This is a genomic window from Paenarthrobacter sp. NPDC057981 (assembly GCF_042886835.1).
Taxonomy (GTDB): domain Bacteria; phylum Actinomycetota; class Actinomycetes; order Actinomycetales; family Micrococcaceae; genus Arthrobacter.
On sequence record NZ_JBHVQI010000011.1, the window covers coordinates 1 to 19733 of the forward strand.

Sequence of the window (19733 nt, forward strand, 5' to 3'; positions counted from 1 at the left end):
CACTCCGCGGTCTCTTCCGGATCACGATCAGGCAGCTGGGCAGTCAACCCGCTGAGGATGTGTGAGGTCTCTTCTCCTGCAGCCACGTCCAACCTTCCTTTTGGCGCATTCATCGGCGCCTCAAGTCCGGCAGGGTGACTGCCCGTCGTGAACGCGTCGTGTGCGACATCTCGGTTTCAACAGCCCGGTCGGATGCGCCGGGCAGGTCTTGTGAGCGCCTGGCTGCCCAGTAGAATTCTGCGGGGCGATCGCCCTGCAGCCATAGCGCTCATGGCCACTCTAGCTTTCACTGCGCCGCTATGCGTAGCCGCAGGCCCCGCAGGGCGTTGTATGTCACACCCAAACGGCCTCCGTGACGTAAAGCACGCTGCTGCCACGAGCTGTAAACGCCGTCGATGGTGCGGAATGTGCCCTCCTACAGGGACAATGGCTTGAAGCACACGCCCAAAGGGTGTTGGCTGTTAGTAATGGAAGTCACTTCAAAGGAGGAAACGTGAGCGAGGCCGACGCCGCCACATCGGTAAATGTGGCGGAACGAATGGGTTTCAAAGATGGGGATCTGATTCAGGAGCTCGGCTACGACGACGACGTCGACTTCGACTTGCGTGACGATATTGAAGATGTCACGGGCTCCGAATTGCTGGATGAAGACGATCACGATGTCGTTGACGCAGTCATTTTCTGGTGGCGCGATGGCGATGGAGACCTTGTTGATGCCCTCATGGATTCGTTGACCACGCTGAAGGAAGGTGGCGTTGTCTGGGTCCTGACACCCAAGTCGGGCAGGGACAACTATGTTTCTCCCGCCGACATCCAGGACGCGGCTCCTACCTCCGGCCTTCACCTGACGACTTCCGCCGGAGTTTCGAAGGACTGGAGCGCCACGCGACTGGTGCCCAAGAAGAACAAATGACCGAAGTCCAGCAGGCCCCGGCTTCGGTCGGAGTTCCCCAAGCAGGGCAGCCTGCGCCGGATTTCGAACTGCTGAACCAATACGGTGAGCCGGTCCGCTTGACGGACTACCGCGGCGTCAACGTGGTTGTTGTGTTTTTCCCCTTTGCCTTTTCCGGCATCTGCACCGGTGAGTTATGCGAGATCCGCGACAACATTGCCCAGTTCAAGGATTCGAACGCGACCGTGCTGGCAATTTCCGTGGACAGCAAGTTCGCCCAGCGGGCTTACGCGGAGCACGAGGGTTTTGACTTCGATCTCCTGGCGGATTTCTGGCCGCACGGGGCTGTCGCCCGGGAGTACGGAGTGTTTGACGACACCAGTGGAATGGCGTTGAGGGGCACGTTCATCATCGATGCCGCCGGTATTGTCCGTTACGTCGTGGTCAACCCGCGCGGCAAAGCAAGGGACTTCGCCGAGTATCGGCGGGCGTTGGCTTCGCTGGTGGATCAAGGGCCATGACCAACCCCGGGCCCGGAGTCGGAATGACGGGGTTTGCCAGCATGGCGCCCGTAGCTGACGTGCAACTCGATCCTCCGGAGCAGAAAGCCCTTGGTACCGCTGTGCAGGTCCTGCAGGGCAAGCGCCTGGCAGTGCTGACCGGAGCCGGTTTGAGCACAGATTCCGGCATTCCCGATTACCGGGGGCCGGGGTCTGCACCGCGGAATCCCATGACGTACCAGGAGTTCATCGGCAGCGAGGCCAACAGGCGTCGTTACTGGGCGCGCAACCACCTTGGCTGGTCCCATCTCCGGCATGCCGACCCCAATGCCGGCCACGCCGCCGTCGCCCTGATGGAACGGCGGGGCCTGATGACCGGCCTGATTACCCAAAACGTCGATAGGCTGCATGAGGACGCTGGAAGCGTTAACGTCGTTGACCTGCATGGTCGTTTCGACCAGGTGATCTGCCTCTCGCACGGACATACCTTCAGCCGGCAGTTGATTGCGGCGATCCTGGAAGAGATCAATCCTGGTTTTGTGGAAGCCGCAGTGGAATCCGGGCTGGTCGAGATGGCACCCGATGCTGACGCCACGGTAGAGGATCCTGAGCTCATCAGGTCGTTCGTCATGGCGGTCTGCCCGATCTGTGGAGGCATTCTTAAGCCCGACTTTGTCTATTTTGGCGAGAACGTCCCAAAAGATCGTGTTGTGCGCGCCTACGCCATGGTTGATGACGCGGACGCCCTTCTGGTGGCGGGGTCCTCACTGACGGTGCAGAGCGGCCTTCGGTTCGTCCGCCATGCATCCAAAGCCGAAAAGCCTGTGGTCATCATCAACCGGGGAAACACCCGGGGGGACGGATTCGCGGCCGTGAAACTTGAACTTGGAGTCAGCGGTGCTTTGCGCTACTTGGCACGGGTTTTGCCGGACCTGCCCGACGCCAGGGACTCGATTGGTGTTTCCGGCGGTTGATCATGTAGAGTCATTGTTCGTTGGCTGAAGCGCTAAGGAACACAAAGGGCGCGGAAACAACGATTTGGGTCTTTAGCTCAGCTGGTAGAGCGCCACGTTTACACCGTGGATGTCATCGGTTCGATCCCGGTAGGACCCACCAAAGAAAAACCCGCTTCCATCCTTGGAAGCGGGTTTTTTTGTTTCCCGGCCGTGTATTTCCAGCACCCTTTTAATGTCAGGCCTGCCCCCTACGGTTTCCTTTCATGGAGCACGTATACATCCGTACAACCGCACAAGGTGAGCCCGCCGTCGTCGTCAGAGGAGGGCGGGAGTGGCAGCTTGCCGTCGAGCCTGTCCGCTGGTTCGAAAGGATTCCCTGGTGGGAGGAGCGCAGGCGGATGCCCCGGGGAGCCGGGCGCGTGGACATTGAGGTCCTGCAGGTCCAGGTGCGCTTGGGGAACAACGTCCGGTCCGCTCTGGCCACTTGGGAATTGGTGCGTGACGGTTCTGGAGGGGGCTGGTGCCTGAGGGGCGAGGGAGCTGTGGCCGCCTAGTGCCACCGAACCGACACGTGCTGCGCCCGGAAATGGATGAGCTCTCCACCGCGACTATTGGGGGATGCCGCGGTGGAGAGCTCGAAAATGAATATACAGCCAACTTTTAGGTTTGAAAAGCCGGCAGGTTCGAGGCCGCTGGCATGCCACTATGATGGGTATTGTTCAGTGGATTGAACGCCGATTTGCGACGACGAAGGAGAATCATGGCCGATTCCCGCACCACCCGCTCCGAGGGGTTGGGCGCTTCGTCGCCTGCCCCCGCCGTGACCCGCGCTGCAGCCGTCCTGGAAGCCTTGGCAGATTCCCCGTCCGGACGCTTGACGCTCAGTGACTTGTCGCGGGAGCTCGGTATTCCCAAGTCTTCGACATCGAACCTGCTGCTGGCGCTCGAGGAAGCGCGCCTGATTACCAGGCAGGGCGCCGACTTCGCTTTGGGGCGAAAGCTGGTGGAGCTGGGGGCTGCCTATCTGAGCCGCCTCGATGAGGTGCAGGAGTTCTACAAGTACTGCGAGCAGGCTCCTGCGCTTTCCGGAGAGACGGTCCGGATTGCCATGCTCGACGGCGACCACGTCATCTACCTGGCGCGTTACGAGGGTCACCCAGCTGTCAGGCTGACCTCGAACATTGGAGACAAAATGCCCGTATCGCTGTGCAGCGTTGGCAAGGCGTTGGTGGCTCAACTGCACGATCACGATATCGAGGCCATGTTCCCGGACGGCATGCAGTTGCCCACGCTGACCGCCAACTCCCTCAAAACTGCCGAAGAACTCAAGGCGCAGATCGCCACCATCCGCAAGCAGGGTTTTGCCTTCGAGGATGAAGAGTCGACGGTTGGCGTCGTTTGCCTCGCTGTTCCCGTGCCGACCCATGGTGCACATGGCCCCAGTTTGGGTCTGTCGGTTACGGCCTTGAAGGCGACGTATTCAGAGGAGCAGGGCGCTCTCATGGTTAAGGAACTCAAGGAGTTGGCGCGGTCCCTCGGCAACCCCATGGGCTGATTGGCATAAATCTGATTTTAATCTTGGCAACTAGTTCAGCAAGCTGTACTCTGTTCAACATAGTGATCTTGGCGGTGATGCCATCGCTATCTCACGGGGCCAACGGGGGTCCGGTGTGATTTTGAGGGAGTGCTTGTGACAACTCGTACTAAGACAAAGTTCGCAGCTGATGCTGACGAAGCCGTCGTAGAACCGGAGCAGCTGCGGCGGGCAACGCTGGCCAGCTCCGTAGGTTCTGCTCTGGAGTACTACGACTTCTACATCTATGGCCTTGCCTCGGCCCTGATCTTCGGACCATTGTTCTTCTCGCCGCTGGGTCCGGACGGAGCATTGATCGCTTCCTTCGCCACCTACGGTGTTGGATTCGCGGCCCGGCCGTTTGGCGGAGTGATCTTCGGCTATATCGGTGACAGGTTCGGCCGCAAGATGGTGCTGATCCTGACCATTGCTCTGATGGGAACGGCCAGCTTTGCCATCGGTCTTCTGCCCACGTTCGAGCAGGCCGGAATGCTTGGCGCCGTGTTGCTCGTCACCCTGCGCATCATCCAGGGTCTCGGTGCTGGAGCGGAGCAGGCTGGCGCCACGACGCTGATCTCCGAAGTTGCTCCGCGTCGTCGCCGCGGTTTCTTCGCGTCCTTGCCCTTTGTCGGTATCCAGCTGGGCACGCTGCTTGGGGCTGGAACATTCGCTCTTATTGCCCTTGCCGATAAGTCTGTCCTGCAGGGTTGGTTGTGGCGCGTTCCTTTCCTCGCCAGCTTTGTCCTGATTGTCATCGCCGTGTTCATCCGGCTCAAGCTCAAAGAAACTCCCGCATTCCAGGAATTGGAAAAGCACAAGAATGTGGTCAAGAACCCTATCGGTGCCCTTTGGAAGCACTCCAAGAAGAACGTGCTGATTGGAATCGGCCTTCGCATGGGAGAAAACGGCAACTCCTCGATTTACTCGGCCCTGCTGGTTTCCTTCATGAGCATGCCGGCGGGTGTATTTGCTGGTAACAACTCCATCGGCCCGGTCGGTCTGCTGATTGCAGCCGGATTCGCAGCCGTGCTGGTCGTGACCTTCGGCGCTTTGTCTGACAGGTACGGACGTGTTCCGGTCTACCGCTACGGTGCCTTGTTCCAGGCAATCATTGCCGTTCCCGCGTTCTACTTGGTCACCCTGGGCAATGTCACCGTGGTGTGGGTGGTCATGGCTGTAGGAATTGCCATTGGCGTCCAGTCGATGCTTGGCCCGCAATGCCCCCTCCTGCCCGAGCTTTTCGGATCGCAGTACAGGTTCACTGGGGTTGCCATGAGCCGGGAGATCTCTGCAGTGCTGGCTGGTGGCCTGGCGCCCCTGCTTGGTGCGCTTCTGCTGGCCGCCACCAACCACTCCTGGCTGGTCCTTGCCATCTACTCGCTGGTCCTGGCCCTGATCTCGTTCGTCACTACATTCTTCACTCCGGAGACCGCAGGCCGCGACCTCGTCAGCACGGAAGACGCAAAGTAGACAACCTCACGTCCTGGACATACACAGCGCGGCGCCCCTTCACCAGGAGGGGCGCCGCACTGCTTCGGTTAAAGCGCTGTTCAGCTAATTCGTGGCGGTGCGATTGCTGGCCGCCCGGGTGCTGGAATTTCGGAAGGTGCGGTGCAGAATTGGTGCAGCGATAGAGGAGCGTGTCCATGACGGCAACCAAAGGTGTGGCATCGCCGGAAAGCCCCGGTTTGCTTCGGCGCGCCACTGGCACCAGGTTTCGTCCTGAGATCCAGGGGCTCCGTTCCCTGGCCGTACTCATGGTGGTGTCCTATCACATCTGGTTCGGCAGGGTTTCGGGAGGCGTGGACGTCTTCCTGCTGATTTCGGCGTTCTTGATGACACTCCAGTTCGTCAACCGCTACGAGGAGTCGCGGCCTGTATCACTGGTTCGGCACTGGCTGCACTTGTTCTGGCGTCTGCTTCCCGCCGTCGTCGTTGTCCTGACGGGCACGTTGGCGGCAACCTTCATGATCGTCCCCCGGACCCGGTGGGCGGAGATCGTCAACCAGGCGTGGGCCTCGCTCTTCTACGTCCAGAACTGGTTGCTCCAGCGGCAGGTAGTCAACTACTACGCGGCAGACCATAGCCTGGCCAGCCCAATGCAGCACTTCTGGTCCTTGTCCATCCAGGGGCAGGTTTTCATCCTGTGGCCGACGATTTTCGTTGCTGCAGGTTTCTTTTGCCGCAGGGCCGGACTGCGTTACCGGACGGTGTTGCTCTGCGTTTTCGGACTGATTTTCGTGGCGTCGCTGGGCTACTCGATCTATTTCACTGCCGCCCACCAGGAACTGGCCTACTTCGATACTCTTTCCCGACTGTGGGAATTTGCGCTGGGCACCCTGGTTGCCTTGCTCCTTCCCTTCCTTCGTCCCGGCCGCGGTGTCGCGGCCGTGCTGGGTTGGCTGGGCGTGGCTGCAATGCTCAGCTGCGGCATGATCCTTCAGGTAAGGACGGCGTTTCCAGGTTTTGTGGCGCTGTGGCCCACCCTGGCGGCTGTGGCTGTCATCATTGCCGGGCAGACGGGAAGCCGTTTTGGCGTCGACCGGATCCTGTCATCGAAGGTGCTGGTGGGGCTTGGGGCCAACTCGTATGCACTGTATCTCTGGCACTGGCCGCTGTTGGTGATTACCTTGGTCTGGATCGGCGAAGACCACGCGGATGCGCTTACCGGGGCTTTGATTGTGGCTGTGTCCCTCCTGTTGGCCTATCTGACCACCAGGTTCGTGGAGCAGCCACTGCGGTCGTGGAGGTGGCCGGAGGTAAAGCGGTGGCGCTTGGCAGTGTCGGTCCTTGCCTGCCTTGCGGTGGCTGCCACTCCGATGGCGTGGTTCGGGTATCAGCAACAGGTGGAGAAGAACGCCGTTGCCGGCCAGGACGTTGATGACAACCCCGGCGCCAGGGCCTTGCTCCCGGGCTATGTCAACCGCGTCGGAAAGGATGCGAGGACGCTGCCTACGCCTGAGCAGCTGCCGGCGGACTGGGGGAAGCTTGATGGGCCCTGCTCAGGTGATCTGCGGCCCCGGGACCCGGTGCTGTTCGCGGAGTGTCAGCAGAACGACATCGGTGCAGATGCGGACAAGACCGTCTTCGTCGTAGGGCAGTCACATTCCCTGCAATGGCTCGGCGCCATCGGTCCCCTTGCCAAGGAGCACCATTGGCGGGTCCAGGCCATCACCTTTGGCGCGTGCCCCTTCATGACCCCAACGGACGAGGTGGGCGATGAATGCAACGCCTTCAACCGCAAGGTCCGTGAGCATATTCGGCTCCATCATCCGGACGCGGTGTTCCTGGTGGGAACAGCAGCCGTGCCGGATTCTCCCGATGAGGACCTCACCTGGGGGCTTGACGAGCTCGTGGGGGAAATCACCGATCAGGGAGTGGAAGTCATTGCCATGCGCGACAACCCGCGCTTCTCCTTCAGCCCCAGCGAATGCGCCATGGCCTCCGGCGTCAATGACCCGCGCTGCCGCCCTGCTTTGTCGTCCGTGCTTGCCGCCACCAATCCGCTGGATCAGCTGGAAGGGAACTACACGGGCTTGTCCATTCTGGACATGACGGACCTGATCTGTGACGGCGCGTCCTGCCCGGGGGTCATCGGCAATGTTTATGTGTACCTGGACGACAACCACCTCTCGAGCACGTACACCAGGAGTATGGCCGATGCATTGTCCGAGAGGTGGTTAAACGCCACTGGGTGGTAGGCAGGCCTAGTAGAAGTGGACCGGGTCCACGAGGTGGGGGAGTTCGCCGCCGTCGAGGAAAGTGCGCAGGTTGCTGCAGAAGCGCTCGGCGATCAGCCGGTTCTCGGCTGCGCTCAAGGCGGAGGTGTGCGGTGAGACCAGGACCTTGGGGTGGTTCCACAGCGGGCTCTCCTGGGGTAACGGTTCCACTGCAAAGACGTCAAGGCATGCGTACGCAACGTGGCCGTTGTCGAGGGCTTCGAGCAAGGCGTCTTCGTCAACAACCGTTCCGCGTCCGACGTTGACGAAAACCGTTCCGGGCTTCATGGCAGAGAAGATGTCCTTGTTGAACAACTTTTCCGTGTAGGGAGTTCCCGGAAGAGTGTTGACTACTGCGTCGGCGTCGGCAACCAGTGCGGCGAGACCGCCGTTGTTGGTGACTTCCTCGATTCCCTCAATGGCAGCTACGTTGCGTTTGGTTCCACTGACCCTCATGCCCAGGGCGCGTGCAATGCGCGCAGTTTCCATGCCGATTTCACCGAGGCCGGCTATGACTACCTTGGAGCCGTTGGCCAGCTTGGTGGGCGTCCGAAGCTCGGGCCAGACCTTGGCGGCCTGATCCGTGGCCATCTCCGCACTGCGCTTGAAACCGTTCAGGATTCCGAAGGCCGAGAATTCCGCCAAGGGCAAGGCGTGGACCCCGGCTGAGGTGCTGACGTGGAATTTCCGGAGAGTTTCGGTGTCCAGACCTGAGGCCTTTACGGCGCCGCCGGCTCCTGCGGCCATGGCGTGGATCCATTGCAGGTGCGGATTGCTGGTGGCGATGCGTGCCAATCCGGCGGGGCTTTCATTCGGAAAGCCGTACAGGACTTGGGCGCGGTTCAGCATCGCCCAATAGCGTTCTTCCTGCTCAGGCGTCCTTGTGAAGGAGGGATCACCGGCGTGGTCCGCGGGGAACCGCTCCGGGGGCAGGAGGTCGGGTTCGTAGAGAACTGTTACGGAGGGGTCCACAGCGCGGATCTGCTCTACATACTCAGCTTCGAGCGGTACAGCGATGGCGATGGTAAGTTCATCAGTCGTCATAGTGTTCATCATACTGAATGACGGCTAGGATATTGAACAGATTTTCCTTAGATGACCACAACGAAGTGAGGTGTTGCCAGCCATGACCATCCAAAGGCTAGGTTTCGTCGGACTGGGGCTGATGGGAGCTCCCATGGCCTCAAACATTGCCGCCGCCGGATGGAACGTCACCGCGTGGAATCGATCCGAAGCTGCCTTTGGCGGTCTTCCCGGCGTCAAGCGTGCCGCCACTGTCGCCGGGTTGCGGGATCAAGATGTCATCATTTTCATGCTTCCGGACCTTCCCTTCATCGAGGAGGCGGCCGCGGAATTGCTCGATTCCTGGCGGAACCAACCACCCAACCCGGGTACCGCCGTCGTCGTCATGAGCAGTGTCTCGCCCACGGAAGTCCAGCGCTTCGGCGAAACTGTCGGGGAAGCAAGCGGCGGCAATGCCGTGGTGGTGGACGCTCCTGTCAGTGGAGGGACGGCGGGCGCGCGCAGTGGAACCCTGGCCATCATGGTGGGGGCTTCCGTCGAGGGCTTCGAGCAGCTTGAACCGCTTTTCGGGACCATGGGCACCACCATCCGGCGCATGGGCCCACTGGGTGCCGGGTCCCTTGCCAAGGCGTGCAACCAGTTGATCGTCGGAACCACGACGGCGGCCCTCGCCGAAGCGGCCGAACTCGCCGAACGCTCCGGGATGGATGTGGAGGCGCTCTTCGAGGTGCTGTCCGGGGGATTGGCTGGAAGCAGGGTGCTCGAGATCGTGGGTCCGCGCCTGGCCGCGAAGGACTATGCACCCACAGGTCCGGCAAAGTTCATGCACAAGGACCTTGGTTTCGTCCTTGCCAGCGCGGCCGCTGCAGGCTCCGCCGTGCCCATGGCATCAGCGGCCATCGACCTTTATGCAGAACTCAAACGCCAGGGCCTCGGCGACCAGGACCTCGCCGTCGTCCGGCAGACGATCGCGAACCTGGGCGGCGCACTGGCCGCCACACCGTCCAACAGCAACTGAACAGTCCACTACGAACTGAACCGCGCAACCTACGAAGGAATGACAATCACACCATGAGCGCTCTTTTTGATCTGACCGGCCGGGTGGCCTTGGTCACCGGCTCAAGCAGGGGGATAGGCAACGCCCTTGCCCGGGGTCTCGCGGATGCGGGGGCTACCGTAGTACTGAACGGCATCAATCCCGAACGCCTGGAGGCAGCGCGGGAGGCGATGGCTTCGCAGTACCCCGAGGGCAGGGTCCACAGCCGCGCCTTCGACGTCACTGATGCCGATTCGGCCGCTGAAGGGGTCGCTTGGGTGGAGCAGAACGTTGGACCGTTGGACATCCTGGTGAACAACGCAGGCATCCAGCACCGCGTGCCCATGCTGGACCTGGACGTCAAGGACTGGGAGCGGGTCATCACGACGGACCTCACCAGCGCCTTCCTGGTGGGTCGGGAGGCCGCCCGCCACATGATTCCCCGCGGCCAAGGCAAGATCATCAACATCTGCTCTGTCCAGACAGACTTGGCCCGTCCCACCATCGCGCCCTACGTTGCGGCCAAGGGCGGGTTGCGGAACCTTACCCGTGCCATGACAGCGGAGTGGGCTTCCTCCGGCCTGCAGATCAACGGCATCGCGCCGGGCTACATCCACACCGAAATGACGCAGAACCTCGTCGATGACAAGGACTTCAACTCCTGGATCCTCGGCCGTACTCCGGCCAAGCGATGGGGCACCACGGCCGACCTCGCCGGACCGACGGTGTGGCTCGCATCCCAGGCATCGAACTTCGTGAACGGACAGACGATCTTCGTAGACGGCGGAATGACGGTGGTGGTCTGATGAGCATCGACCTTCCTACTTTGGGTCCGGCAGTGGTCGCCCACGGCAAAGGCGACTTGCGCATCGAGGACATTCCACTGACGCCGCCTGCCGCCGCTGAGTCCGTCGTGGAGATTGCCTACGGCGGAATCTGCGGTTCGGACCTCCACTACTGGTTGCACGGCGCGGCCGGAGAATCCATCCTCAAAGAGCCCATGGTGCTCGGCCACGAAATCGTTGGCGTGGTAGTCCGGCAGGCGGCTGACGGAACCGGCCCGGCAGCAGGTACGCCCGTGGCGGTCCATCCTGCGACACCCGCACCCGGAGATGCCAGGTACCCCGAGGACCGGCCAAACCTCTCACCGGGATGCACCTACCTGGGCAGCGCGGCCCGCTACCCCCACACAGACGGTGCCTTCAGCCGCTACGCAAACCTTCCGTCCCGGATGCTGCGTGAACTCCCGGAGTCCTTGGATCTTCGGACGGCGGCACTCGTGGAGCCTGCGAGCGTGGCTTGGCACGCGGTCGCCCGTGCCGGCGACGTGGCGGGCAAGAGCGCCCTCGTCATCGGCAGCGGCCCCATCGGTGCCCTGTGTGTCGCAGTCCTGAAACGTGCCGGCGCGGCCCGGATCGTCGCCGTCGACATGCATGACAAGCCGTTGGAGATCGCCCGGTCTGTTGGTGCCGACGTCGTCCTCAAGGGGGACGATGCGGAAGCTATCGCGGCGGTGGACGCCGACGTCGTCATTGAATCCTCAGGCAGCCACTACGGCCTTGCCTCCGCCATCAAAGGTGCCACGCGCGGTGGCAAAGTGGTGATGGTGGGGCTGCTGCCGTCCGGACCGCAGCCGGTGTTCATCTCCCTGGCCATCACGCGGGAACTGGAGTTGCTGGGCTCGTTCCGTTTCAATAACGAGATCGACGACGTCATCGCGGCACTTGCCGACGGCTCCCTGTACGCGGATCCCGTGGTGACGCATGAATTCGACCTCGCCCACGGCCTGGAGGCGTTCGAGGTTGCCAGGAACTCCGCCGAGTCCGGCAAGGTGTTGCTTAGCTTCCGGGAGTAGCCGGTTTCTGTGCGACAGGGACGAAGACGCGGGGCTGGTCGTCCCAACTGGGTGCCAGCTCCGCGATCGTCTGCCGCATGATCTTGGCCGCTGCCTCACGGGCCAAGGTGCCATCGCCGGCATCAATCGCATGAGCCACGTCCATGTGCCACTGGAGCGCTTCCTTTTGTGGATGCTCCGGCATCAGGCCATGAACGGTCCGGCCCGTGAGGGTTTCGGTGACTTGCCCGATCAGGTTGGCGAACATTTCGTTGCCCGAACCGGACAGCACCAGGGCGTGGAAGCGGATATCGAGGTCAAGGAACGTTGCCATGTCCCCGGCGTCGCCCGCCTGTTTCATCGCCAGCGAGATACCCACCAGCTCCTGCCGGAGGCTCTCGGGCGCATTGCCTGCGGCAAGCTCGGCAGCTACGGGTTCGACGGCGGAACGCAACTCGGCCAACGACCGCAACTGCGCGCCACGGCCGTCGCCGGCCAACCGCCACCGAATGACCAAAGGATCGAAGGGATTCCAGCGATGTGCGGGCAGGACCCGGATGCCAACCCGCTTGATGGTTTCCACGAGCCCGAGTGATTGGAGGACACGCACGGCTTCACGCACCACGGACCGTGAGACGTTGAGTTCATCTTCCAGGTGCTCAGCCAACATCACGTGGCCCGAGGGAAGCGCGCCACCCACAATCCGGGTTCCCAAATGCTCAATGGCGCGGTGGTGAAGGCTCGTTGACATAGAGGTAAGCATAATGGCGCGGGCAGGTCCAGGTGCGGGCAGTGGTGCCCGGCGGTTGTCCCGGGCCGTCGTGTCGGGGCGCGGACATCATAGACTGTTTATGACGCGGCAGCTTCCACAACGTGGGCGCCGCTTTCCCGCCCAAGGTTTTAATACGTATGGTTTATTTCAGCCCCTGGTTTTGAAATCGCTTCCTGCGTGTCCGCTGAGGGTACGTTGGGACTGTTTGTACACGAACGAATTGGAGTTTTGATGTCAGCACACATCGGTGTCACCGGCCTTGCGGTGATGGGCGCCAACCTGGCCCGCAACCTCGCACGCAACGGCTTCACCGTGGCTCTCCACAACCGCTCCGTGGAAAAGACCGACGCCCTGTTGGAAAAGCACGGCTCGGAAGGCGACTTCATCCGCACGGAAACGCTGCAGGAACTGGTCGACTCCCTCGAAAAGCCCCGCCGCGTCCTCATCATGGTCAAGGCAGGCGCCCCCGTCGACAACGTGATCGAGCAGCTGGAACCGCTGCTTGAAGCTGGTGACATCATCATCGACGCCGGAAACTCGCACTACGAGGACACCCGCCGCCGGGAAGCCGCGCTGGCCAAGAAGGACCTTCACTTCGTAGGCGTCGGTGTCTCCGGTGGCGAAGAGGGCGCACTGAACGGCCCGTCCATCATGCCCGGTGGCTCCCGCGAGTCCTACGACGCCCTCGGCCCGCTGCTGGAGAAGATCTCCGCCAAGGTCGACGGCGAGCCCTGCTGCGCATGGATCGGCACCGACGGCGCCGGCCACTTCGTCAAGATGGTCCACAACGGCATTGAATACGCCGACATGCAGGTCATCGGCGAGGCCTTCGACCTCCTCCGCTCCGGCGCTGGCATCGAGCCGGCCGAGCAGTCCAAGATCTTCGCAGAATGGAACAAGGGCGATCTGTCCTCCTTCCTGATCGAAATCTCCGCCGAGGTCCTCGGCCACGTTGACGCCAAGACGGGCAAGCCCTTCGTGGATGTCGTTGTTGACGCCGCCGGCCAGAAGGGTACCGGCCGCTGGACCGTCATCTCCGCCCTTGAACTCGGATCGCCTGTCTCGGGCATCGCTGAGTCTGTGTTCGCCCGCGCGCTGTCCTCCCAGACCGAGCAGCGCAAGCTCGGTCAGGAACTGCTGGCTGGCGAAGAGGCTTCCGTGGAGATCCCGGAAACGTTCGTTGAGGATGTCCGTCAGGCGCTGTACGCCTCCAAGCTGGTCTCCTATGCCCAGGGCCTGGACATGCTGACCTCCGCTGCCAAGGAGTACGGCTGGGACCTCAAGCTGGACGAGATCGCTTCCTTGTGGCGCGCAGGCTGCATCATCCGTGCCGAACTGCTCAAGGACATCACCAAGGCCTACGCAGCCGACGAGAAGCCCGCCAACCTGCTGTTCGCTCCGGCCTTCACCAAAGCCATTGCAGAGGCTCTCCCGGCCTGGCGCCGCGTTGTCGCTACCGCCGTGCAGCTCGGTATTCCGGTACCGGTCTTCTCCTCGTCGCTGGCGTACTACGACGGCCTCCGCCGCAAGCGCGTTGCCGCTGCCCTGATCCAGGGCCAGCGCGATCTCTTCGGCGCACACACCTACGGCCGCGTGGACACCGAAGGAACGTTCCACACCCTCTGGGGCGAAGACAAGTCCGAGATCTCGGCAGTCGACACCCACTAGCACCACCAACTGCAAAGGCCGGGTCCTCCCCATTAGGCTGGGAGGGGCCGGCCTTTGCCGTACGGAGTTCCCGTCCGGTGTCGAGGCCGCCAGCAAAGGAATGATGCCATGGCACCCCGCGTCGCGCTGGTCACGGGAGCTTCCACAGGAATCGGCTTCGAAACAGCCTTGGCCCTGAATGCCGCGGGCTTCACCGTCTACGCAGGGGCGCGCAGGGTTGAGTTGATGGAGCCGCTCAAGGAACACGGCATTTTCGTGGTGTCGCTGGATGTGACTTCAGAGGAGTCAATGACCCTGGCGGTAGCCGAGGTGGAAGCTGTCCATGGGCACGTCGATGTCCTGGTCAACAATGCCGGTTATGGATCCTATGGCTCACTTGAGGAAGTCCCTTTGGCCGAGGGTCGGCGGCAGTTCGACGTCAATGTCATGGGGCTTGCGAGGATGACCCAGTTGGTGATCCCCGGGATGCGGAGTGCCCGGACAGGCCGGATCATCAACGTCACGTCCATCGGAGGGAAGATCTACGAGCCCCTCGGCGCCTGGTATCACGGCACCAAGTTCGCAGTTGAGGGCATCAGCGACTCGCTGCGCCTGGAACTGAAACCGCACGGCATCGACGTCGTAATCATTGAACCTTCGGGTACCGACACCGAGTGGGGAACCATAGCGGGCGAGGGCTTGCTGGCCACTTCGGGCGACGGTCCGTATGCCGATCAGGCGCACATGGTGGCGGCAGCCCTGGCGTCGACGTCCGGCCAAGGGCACGTCCTCTCCACCCCGGCGCAGGCGGTGGCCAAGACCATGGTTCGTGCTGCAACGGCGAAACGCCCCGGTACCCGCTACCCGGTGGGTAGGGGTGCCTGGGGCGTTCTGGCCATGAGAAGGATTCTGCCGGACCGCGTGTTTGACGCCGTCTTCCTGAACTTCTATAAGAGGTTGGCCGGCTAGATCCGGTATTCGATGTAGTACTCTGCCGGATCCACGGCGGGTTTGGTCTCGGACCGGGCATCGCGGTGCCGCCACGTCGCCGGGATGCCCGTGATGATTGACTCCGGGGGAGCGTCCTTGACCACCACTGCATTTGCCCCGACTGCGCTGTCCGCTCCGATGGTGATGGGGCCCAGAACCTTTGCGCCGGCACCGATCGTGACGCGGTCACCAATGGTGGGGTGGCGCTTGACCTTGGCCAATGAACGGCCGCCGAGGGTGACACCGTGATAGATCATCACGTCGTCGCCGATCTCGGACGTCTCACCGATGACGACGCCCATCCCGTGGTCGATGAAGAACCTGCGGCCAATCGTGGCGCCGGGGTGGATTTCGATGCCGGTCAGGAACCTGGCGAGCTGCGAAATCAGGCGCGCGGGAAACCTCAGCGCCGGGTTTTGCCAGAGCTTATGGGTGACACGGTGCGCCCAAATGGCATGCAAGCCGGAGTATGCGAAAAAGTTCTCGAAAGAACCTCGCGCCGCCGGGTCGTGGGACCGGGCGGCGTCGAGGTCTTCCTTAAGTCTTGCGAAGAAGCTCACAAAGACCTTTCTACAGGAAATGAAGGAATGCAGGCGTTGTGTTAGCTGCGGATGTCATCGAACAGCACGGTGGAGATGTAGCGCTCTCCAAAGTCACAGACGACAGCAACGATCAGCTTGCCGGCGTTCTCCGGACGCTTGGCCAGTTCCAGGGCGCCCCACACGATGGCACCGGAAGAAATGCCACCGAGGATACCTTCGCGGGCACCGAGGTCACGGGCGACGCGGACGGAATCTTCGAGCGTGGCATCCAGGACCTCGTCGTAGACGTTGGTGTCCAGGATTTCGGGGACAAAGTTGGCGCCGATTCCCTGGATCTTGTGGGGCCCGGGGGCTCCGCCGTTGAGGATGGCCGAGTCTTTCGGTTCGACAGCAACAATCTGCACGCCGGGCTTGCGTTCCTTGAGGACCTGGCCGACGCCGGTGACGGTGCCGCCGGTGCCGACGCCTGCAACGAAGATGTCCACTTCGCCGTCGGTGTCTTCCCAGACTTCCTCAGCCGTGGTGGCACGGTGGATTGCCGGGTTTGCCTCGTTGGCGAACTGCTGTGCCCAGATGGCGTTTTCCGTGGTGGCGACGATTTCCTGGGCCTTCTCGACAGCGCCGCGCATGCCTTCGGAGCCGGGGGTGAGGACGATCTCGGCACCGTAGGCGCGCAGCATGACGCGACGCTCGGTGGACATCGTTTCAGGCATGGTCAAGATGACCTTGTAACCGCGGGCAGCACCGACCAGGGCCAGTGCGATACCGGTGTTGCCGGAGGTGCCCTCAACGATCGTTCCGCCGGGCTTCAAGGCACCGGACTTTTCCGCAGCGTCAACGATGGCCACGCCGATGCGGTCCTTGACGCTGTTGGCCGGGTTGTAGAACTCGAGCTTGACCGCAACCTGGGCGCCCAGGCCCTCGGTCAGCCGGTTCAACCGAACCAGCGGAGTGCGGCCGACCAGCTGGGTGACGTCGTCGTAGATCCTTGCCATGAAAATTTACGCCTATCTCTGAAGAGGGAATGCTGAGGTCAGCCTAACCAGCGAGAACGAAACCTTGCTAAGCAGTAAGCCATGCAGAGTAATATTTCCTCGCCTTGGCCAGCTTGGGATTAATGATCACCTGGCAATACCCCTGGTAAGGGAACTTCGCATAGTAATTCTGGTGAACTTCCTCGGCCTCGTAGAAGTCCGGGAGGGGGACCACCTCAGTCACAATCGGATCGGACCAGAGGGCCTGGGCGCGTTCGATGGCTTCCTCGAACAGCACCTTCTCTTCCGTGGTGGTGTAGAACATGGATGACCGGTACTGGGTTCCGACGTCGTAGCCCTGGCGGTTCAACGTGGTGGGGTCGTGGAGGGCAAAGAACATGTCCAGAATGACGTCCTCGGGAACCACGGTTTCGTCAAAGGTCACTGCAACGACCTCCGCGTGGCCCGTGGTTCCGGAGCATACCTCGTAGTAGTCGGGATTGCGGACGTGGCCCCCGGTGTAGCCGGAGACCACCGAGCTGACGCCACGGGTCTTCTGGTAAACGGCGTCGAGGCACCAGAAGCAGCCGCCGCCAAGTACGAAAGTTTTCATGTTCTCTTCAATGGTTGGGAAGTCCTGATGATTCCCGTTTCACCTTACGGGAGAATTACGGCTCCCGGCAGATACCCGGCGGCAAGGACTGCCTGATCCGGCACGGTAGTGAAGAATAGAAACATGGAAGCAGTAAACACTGGCATTTCTGATGCGGATTCCGTCGAAGAGGACGAAACAGAACACGACGAAACAGAGGGAGCCAGCGCCGAACCCAGCCTCGGCCAGGTGTTGTTGGCTGTAGAAGAGCTCTGGCCCGAGTCGCTGGCCGAGGATTGGGACGAAGTCGGTCTGGTGGTCGGGCGGCCCACGGTTCCGGTGACCAAAGTACTGTTCGCCGTGGACCCCACCCTGGCTGTCATTGACGAAGCCATCGAATGGGGCGCCGAACTGCTCATCACCCACCACCCCTTGCTGCTCAAAGGCGTGAATTCGGTGGCGGCAACAACGGCCAAGGGCCTTGCCGTTCACCGGTTGATTGAAGCGGGCACCGGCCTGCTGACAGTGCATACGAATGGTGACTCAGCCGTCGGTGGAGTGTCGGACGTGCTCGCCGACGCCTTCGGGCTGGAGAACGTCGCGCCGCTGACAGCCGCATCCAACGGATTGCCTGAGGAAGGAATCGGCAGGGTGGGCGATCTTCCGGAGCTTGAAACCCTGGGTGACTTTGCAGCACGCGTCTTTGAAATGCTCCCGGCCGTTGCCGGCGGTGTGCGGGTGGCCGGTGACAAGGACGGTCTTGTGCGGCGCGTGGCGGTCTGCGGGGGCGCCGGAGACAGCCTGTTCGACGCCGTCCGGGCCAACCACGCCGACGTTTACGTCACGGCAGACATGAGGCACCATCCGGCTTCGGAAGCGCGGGAAGGCGCCACCAACGGCCGTCCCTACCTGATTGACGTTTCGCATTTTGCCAGTGAATGGCTGTGGCTCCCGGCTGCCGCCGAAGCATTGGGCAATGTCCTCGCGGACCAAGGCTACGACGTCGACATCCGCGTCAGCAGCACCAACAGCGACCCTTGGGACTTCATACTGACTCCTGGCGGCGACTAGAGTCTAGGAAAGATCCGGAACTGATCTCCAGGACCGGCGGCGACAAGCGGAGGTAAGCGTGGCAAAAGCAGCACCGGCAGAACAATTGAAATTGCTTGAACTGCAGGGACTGGATGCCAAGCTCAAGTCGCTGGCCGGCCGCCGGAAAGTGTTGGAAAACGATCCCCGCATTACTGACCTGACCGATGCCCTCGCGGTGGCCAACGGTGAACTGGGGGCTGCCAAAGTAGCCGTCCACGACGCTGAAGCCGAACTCCGCCGGGCGGAAGCCGACGTCGAACAGGTTGCCTCCCGCATCGAGCGCGACGAAACCAGGCTCAACAGCGGGACCGGCCTGTCCAAGGACCTGGTGGCGCTGCAGAACGACATTGCCTCGTTGTCCAAGCGCCGATCGGACCTCGAAGACGTTGAACTGGAAATCCTGGAGCGCCTGGACACCCTGCGCGAACGCCAAGCTGCCCAGCAGGCCATCGTCGATGACATCCAGGGCTCCTTCGGGAGCATCCGTGCGGAGCTGGATGAAGCTATCGCAGAGATCGCTGCTGAGGAAACGGTGGTCCGCGGACAGCGGGCAGCCTTTGCCGAGGCCTTGGATGCAGGGATGCTCGCGGTCTACGAAAAGACCATCGCCAAGCGGGGCGTCGGCGCTGCCCGGCTGTTCCACGGCAAGTCCGAAGGCTCGGGGATGATGCTCAGCCCCGGCGACCTCGCCGAGGTCAAGGCCGCCGCCGAAGACGACATCGTTTTCTGCCCGGACTCCGGCGTGATCCTGGTTCGATCGGCGGAGTGGAACTGACCTCGGCTGCGGATCCGGGGCTTAGCCCGTCAGGATGATGTTCAGCGCGTGCGGTTTGCGGGCGGTGCCCTCAACGAGTTCGGTGGTCCAGTGCTCACTGGATGCTTTCAGGAGCTGTTGGGGAGTTGCCGGCGCCTTGCCACGCCTCGTCAGCAGATGCCTGGCCAGTTCACCACGGGTGTGCTTGGCAAAGTGGCTCACCACCGTGCGCTTGCCGTTGGCCTCGTTGAACACGTTGACGGTGACCGTCTGCTCGGCCGGGGGAGCCCACGCCGCGGCGTAGGTGCTCGAGCGGCAGTCGATAAGCAGCTCTCCTTCCGAGCGTTTGGCCAGGGCGGCGTTAAGCTGCGGCTTCCAGTAGGAGGCGAGGCGTCCGACGTCGGGCAGTGCGGTTCCCATGGACAGGCGGTAGGCCGGCACGTGGTCGCCGAAGCCGATGGCGCCCCAGAGCGCCGAGACGACAAGGATGGATTCTGTGGCCTTGCGCCGCTGTGCCGGGGTCATGCTCTTGAAGCCCAGGGCGTCGTACAAGACGCCGGAGTAGACCTGGTGCGCGGGGGCCGCCGGTTCGGCGTGGAGGCGGGTATTGCGCTCGACGTCGTCACGCAAGGAGGCGCCGACGCCCAGCAACGCAAGGGCGTCCTCGTGCGTGCTCACTGTTCCCAAGGCTTCGAGGACCTTCGCCCGATACGGGTTCAGTTCCGGAAAGCTCAATGACTCCCAGTCAATGGCGGGGCCTTTGGTGGCGGGGGTCTTGCCTTCTGAAGGCGGAAGGAGAATCAGCACCAGTCGATATTACCGGTGACTCGGGCCGCC

General features: G+C 62.1%; 20 protein-coding genes and 1 tRNA gene. 15 read left to right on the plus strand and 6 right to left on the minus strand.

Going from position 1 to position 19733, the window contains the following annotated elements; all coding sequences use genetic code 11:
* Nucleotides 1–493: 493 nt before the first annotated feature.
* From ACFVSI_RS11715 to ACFVSI_RS11750, 8 genes are all read left to right on the plus strand, one after another.
* Nucleotides 494–913: a DUF3052 domain-containing protein gene (locus ACFVSI_RS11715; RefSeq protein WP_144659084.1), complete on the plus strand. Its 420-nt coding sequence runs from the start codon at nt 494–496 to the stop codon at nt 911–913.
* Nucleotides 910–1413 (plus strand): peroxiredoxin, encoded by a 504-nt coding sequence (locus ACFVSI_RS11720; RefSeq protein ID WP_387823471.1) that lies wholly within the window; start codon nt 910–912, stop codon nt 1411–1413. The genes ACFVSI_RS11715 and ACFVSI_RS11720 overlap by 4 nt, the downstream gene beginning before the upstream one ends.
* Nucleotides 1410–2366 carry an NAD-dependent protein deacetylase gene (locus ACFVSI_RS11725; protein ID WP_387823474.1) on the plus strand — a complete coding sequence of 319 codons (957 nt, stop codon included), beginning with the start codon at nt 1410–1412 and terminating at the stop codon, nt 2364–2366. Before ACFVSI_RS11720 ends, ACFVSI_RS11725 begins: the two co-directional genes overlap by 4 nt.
* 66 nt (nt 2367–2432) lie before the next feature.
* A tRNA-Val gene (locus ACFVSI_RS11730) sits at nt 2433–2508 on the plus strand.
* A 103-nt stretch (nt 2509–2611) separates the two neighbouring features.
* Entirely contained in the window at nt 2612–2902 is a 291-nt protein-coding gene (locus ACFVSI_RS11735) for a hypothetical protein (protein ID WP_387823477.1), read from the plus strand.
* Between the two features lie 206 nt (nt 2903–3108).
* Nucleotides 3109–3903 carry an IclR family transcriptional regulator gene (locus ACFVSI_RS11740; RefSeq protein ID WP_387823480.1) on the plus strand — a complete coding sequence of 265 codons (795 nt, stop codon included), beginning with the start codon at nt 3109–3111 and terminating at the stop codon, nt 3901–3903.
* A gap of 129 nt (nt 3904–4032) precedes the next feature.
* Nucleotides 4033–5391, plus strand: coding sequence for an MFS transporter (locus tag ACFVSI_RS11745; protein ID WP_387823483.1), 1359 nt, complete (start codon nt 4033–4035; stop codon nt 5389–5391).
* Nucleotides 5392–5567: 176 nt separating this feature from the next.
* Entirely contained in the window at nt 5568–7622 is a 2055-nt protein-coding gene (locus ACFVSI_RS11750; RefSeq protein ID WP_387823486.1) for an acyltransferase family protein, read from the plus strand.
* 6 nt (nt 7623–7628) lie between these two features.
* On the opposite strand, the gene ACFVSI_RS11755 is transcribed toward ACFVSI_RS11750, so the two are convergent.
* On the minus strand, nt 7629–8696 hold the full coding sequence (locus ACFVSI_RS11755; protein WP_387823489.1) for a D-2-hydroxyacid dehydrogenase: 1068 nt from the start codon (nt 8694–8696) through the stop codon (nt 7629–7631).
* A gap of 70 nt (nt 8697–8766) precedes the next feature.
* Here ACFVSI_RS11755 and ACFVSI_RS11760 point away from each other — a divergent pair, with 70 nt between their 5' ends.
* Genes ACFVSI_RS11760 through ACFVSI_RS11770 form a run of 3 tightly spaced genes read left to right on the plus strand, consistent with a single transcriptional unit; the run spans nt 8767 to nt 11554 of the window.
* Nucleotides 8767–9681, plus strand: a complete 915-nt coding sequence (locus ACFVSI_RS11760) for an NAD(P)-dependent oxidoreductase (RefSeq protein WP_387823492.1) — start codon at nt 8767–8769, stop codon at nt 9679–9681.
* A gap of 53 nt (nt 9682–9734) precedes the next feature.
* Entirely contained in the window at nt 9735–10505 is a 771-nt protein-coding gene (locus ACFVSI_RS11765; RefSeq protein WP_387823495.1) for an SDR family oxidoreductase, read from the plus strand.
* The gene (locus ACFVSI_RS11770) at nt 10505–11554 is read left to right on the plus strand and encodes an L-idonate 5-dehydrogenase (protein ID WP_387823498.1); all 1050 of its coding nucleotides are present in this window, start codon (nt 10505–10507) and stop codon (nt 11552–11554) included. Before ACFVSI_RS11765 ends, ACFVSI_RS11770 begins: the two co-directional genes overlap by 1 nt.
* Here ACFVSI_RS11770 and ACFVSI_RS11775 read toward each other — a convergent pair.
* On the minus strand, nt 11538–12284 hold the full coding sequence (locus tag ACFVSI_RS11775) for a FadR/GntR family transcriptional regulator (RefSeq protein ID WP_387823500.1): 747 nt from the start codon (nt 12282–12284) through the stop codon (nt 11538–11540). The genes ACFVSI_RS11770 and ACFVSI_RS11775 overlap by 17 nt on opposite strands.
* 252 nt (nt 12285–12536) lie before the next feature.
* On the opposite strand from ACFVSI_RS11775, the gene gndA reads away from it, so the two are divergent.
* Both gndA and ACFVSI_RS11785 read left to right on the plus strand, forming a co-directional pair.
* Nucleotides 12537–13973: an NADP-dependent phosphogluconate dehydrogenase gene (gene gndA / locus ACFVSI_RS11780; protein WP_387823503.1), complete on the plus strand. Its 1437-nt coding sequence runs from the start codon at nt 12537–12539 to the stop codon at nt 13971–13973.
* A gap of 108 nt (nt 13974–14081) precedes the next feature.
* A complete protein-coding gene (locus tag ACFVSI_RS11785; RefSeq protein WP_387823505.1) occupies nt 14082–14921 on the plus strand; it encodes an oxidoreductase in 840 nt (279 codons plus the stop codon).
* Here the strand turns inward: ACFVSI_RS11785 and epsC are convergent.
* The 3 genes from epsC to msrA all read right to left on the minus strand — a co-directional run bounded on the left by epsC (nt 14918) and on the right by msrA (nt 17071).
* On the minus strand, nt 14918–15502 hold the full coding sequence (epsC, locus tag ACFVSI_RS11790) for a serine O-acetyltransferase EpsC (RefSeq protein ID WP_144659071.1): 585 nt from the start codon (nt 15500–15502) through the stop codon (nt 14918–14920). The two genes, ACFVSI_RS11785 and epsC, sit on opposite strands and share 4 nt — an antisense overlap.
* 41 nt (nt 15503–15543) lie before the next feature.
* Nucleotides 15544–16479 (minus strand): cysteine synthase A, encoded by a 936-nt coding sequence (gene cysK / locus ACFVSI_RS11795; RefSeq protein WP_387823508.1) that lies wholly within the window; start codon nt 16477–16479, stop codon nt 15544–15546.
* 67 nt (nt 16480–16546) lie between these two features.
* Nucleotides 16547–17071: a peptide-methionine (S)-S-oxide reductase MsrA gene (msrA, locus tag ACFVSI_RS11800; protein ID WP_144659069.1), complete on the minus strand. Its 525-nt coding sequence runs from the start codon at nt 17069–17071 to the stop codon at nt 16547–16549.
* Between the two features lie 123 nt (nt 17072–17194).
* Between msrA and ACFVSI_RS11805 the strand changes: the two genes are divergently transcribed.
* Together ACFVSI_RS11805 and ACFVSI_RS11810 are read left to right on the plus strand one after the other, a co-directional pair.
* A complete protein-coding gene (locus ACFVSI_RS11805; RefSeq protein WP_387823512.1) occupies nt 17195–18121 on the plus strand; it encodes a Nif3-like dinuclear metal center hexameric protein in 927 nt (308 codons plus the stop codon).
* Between the two features lie 58 nt (nt 18122–18179).
* Nucleotides 18180–18917 (plus strand): zinc ribbon domain-containing protein, encoded by a 738-nt coding sequence (locus ACFVSI_RS11810; RefSeq protein WP_387823514.1) that lies wholly within the window; start codon nt 18180–18182, stop codon nt 18915–18917.
* Between the two features lie 21 nt (nt 18918–18938).
* On the opposite strand, the gene ACFVSI_RS11815 is transcribed toward ACFVSI_RS11810, so the two are convergent.
* Nucleotides 18939–19703, minus strand: a complete 765-nt coding sequence (locus tag ACFVSI_RS11815) for a YaaA family protein (protein WP_387823517.1) — start codon at nt 19701–19703, stop codon at nt 18939–18941.
* Between the last annotated feature and the right edge of the window lie 30 nt (nt 19704–19733).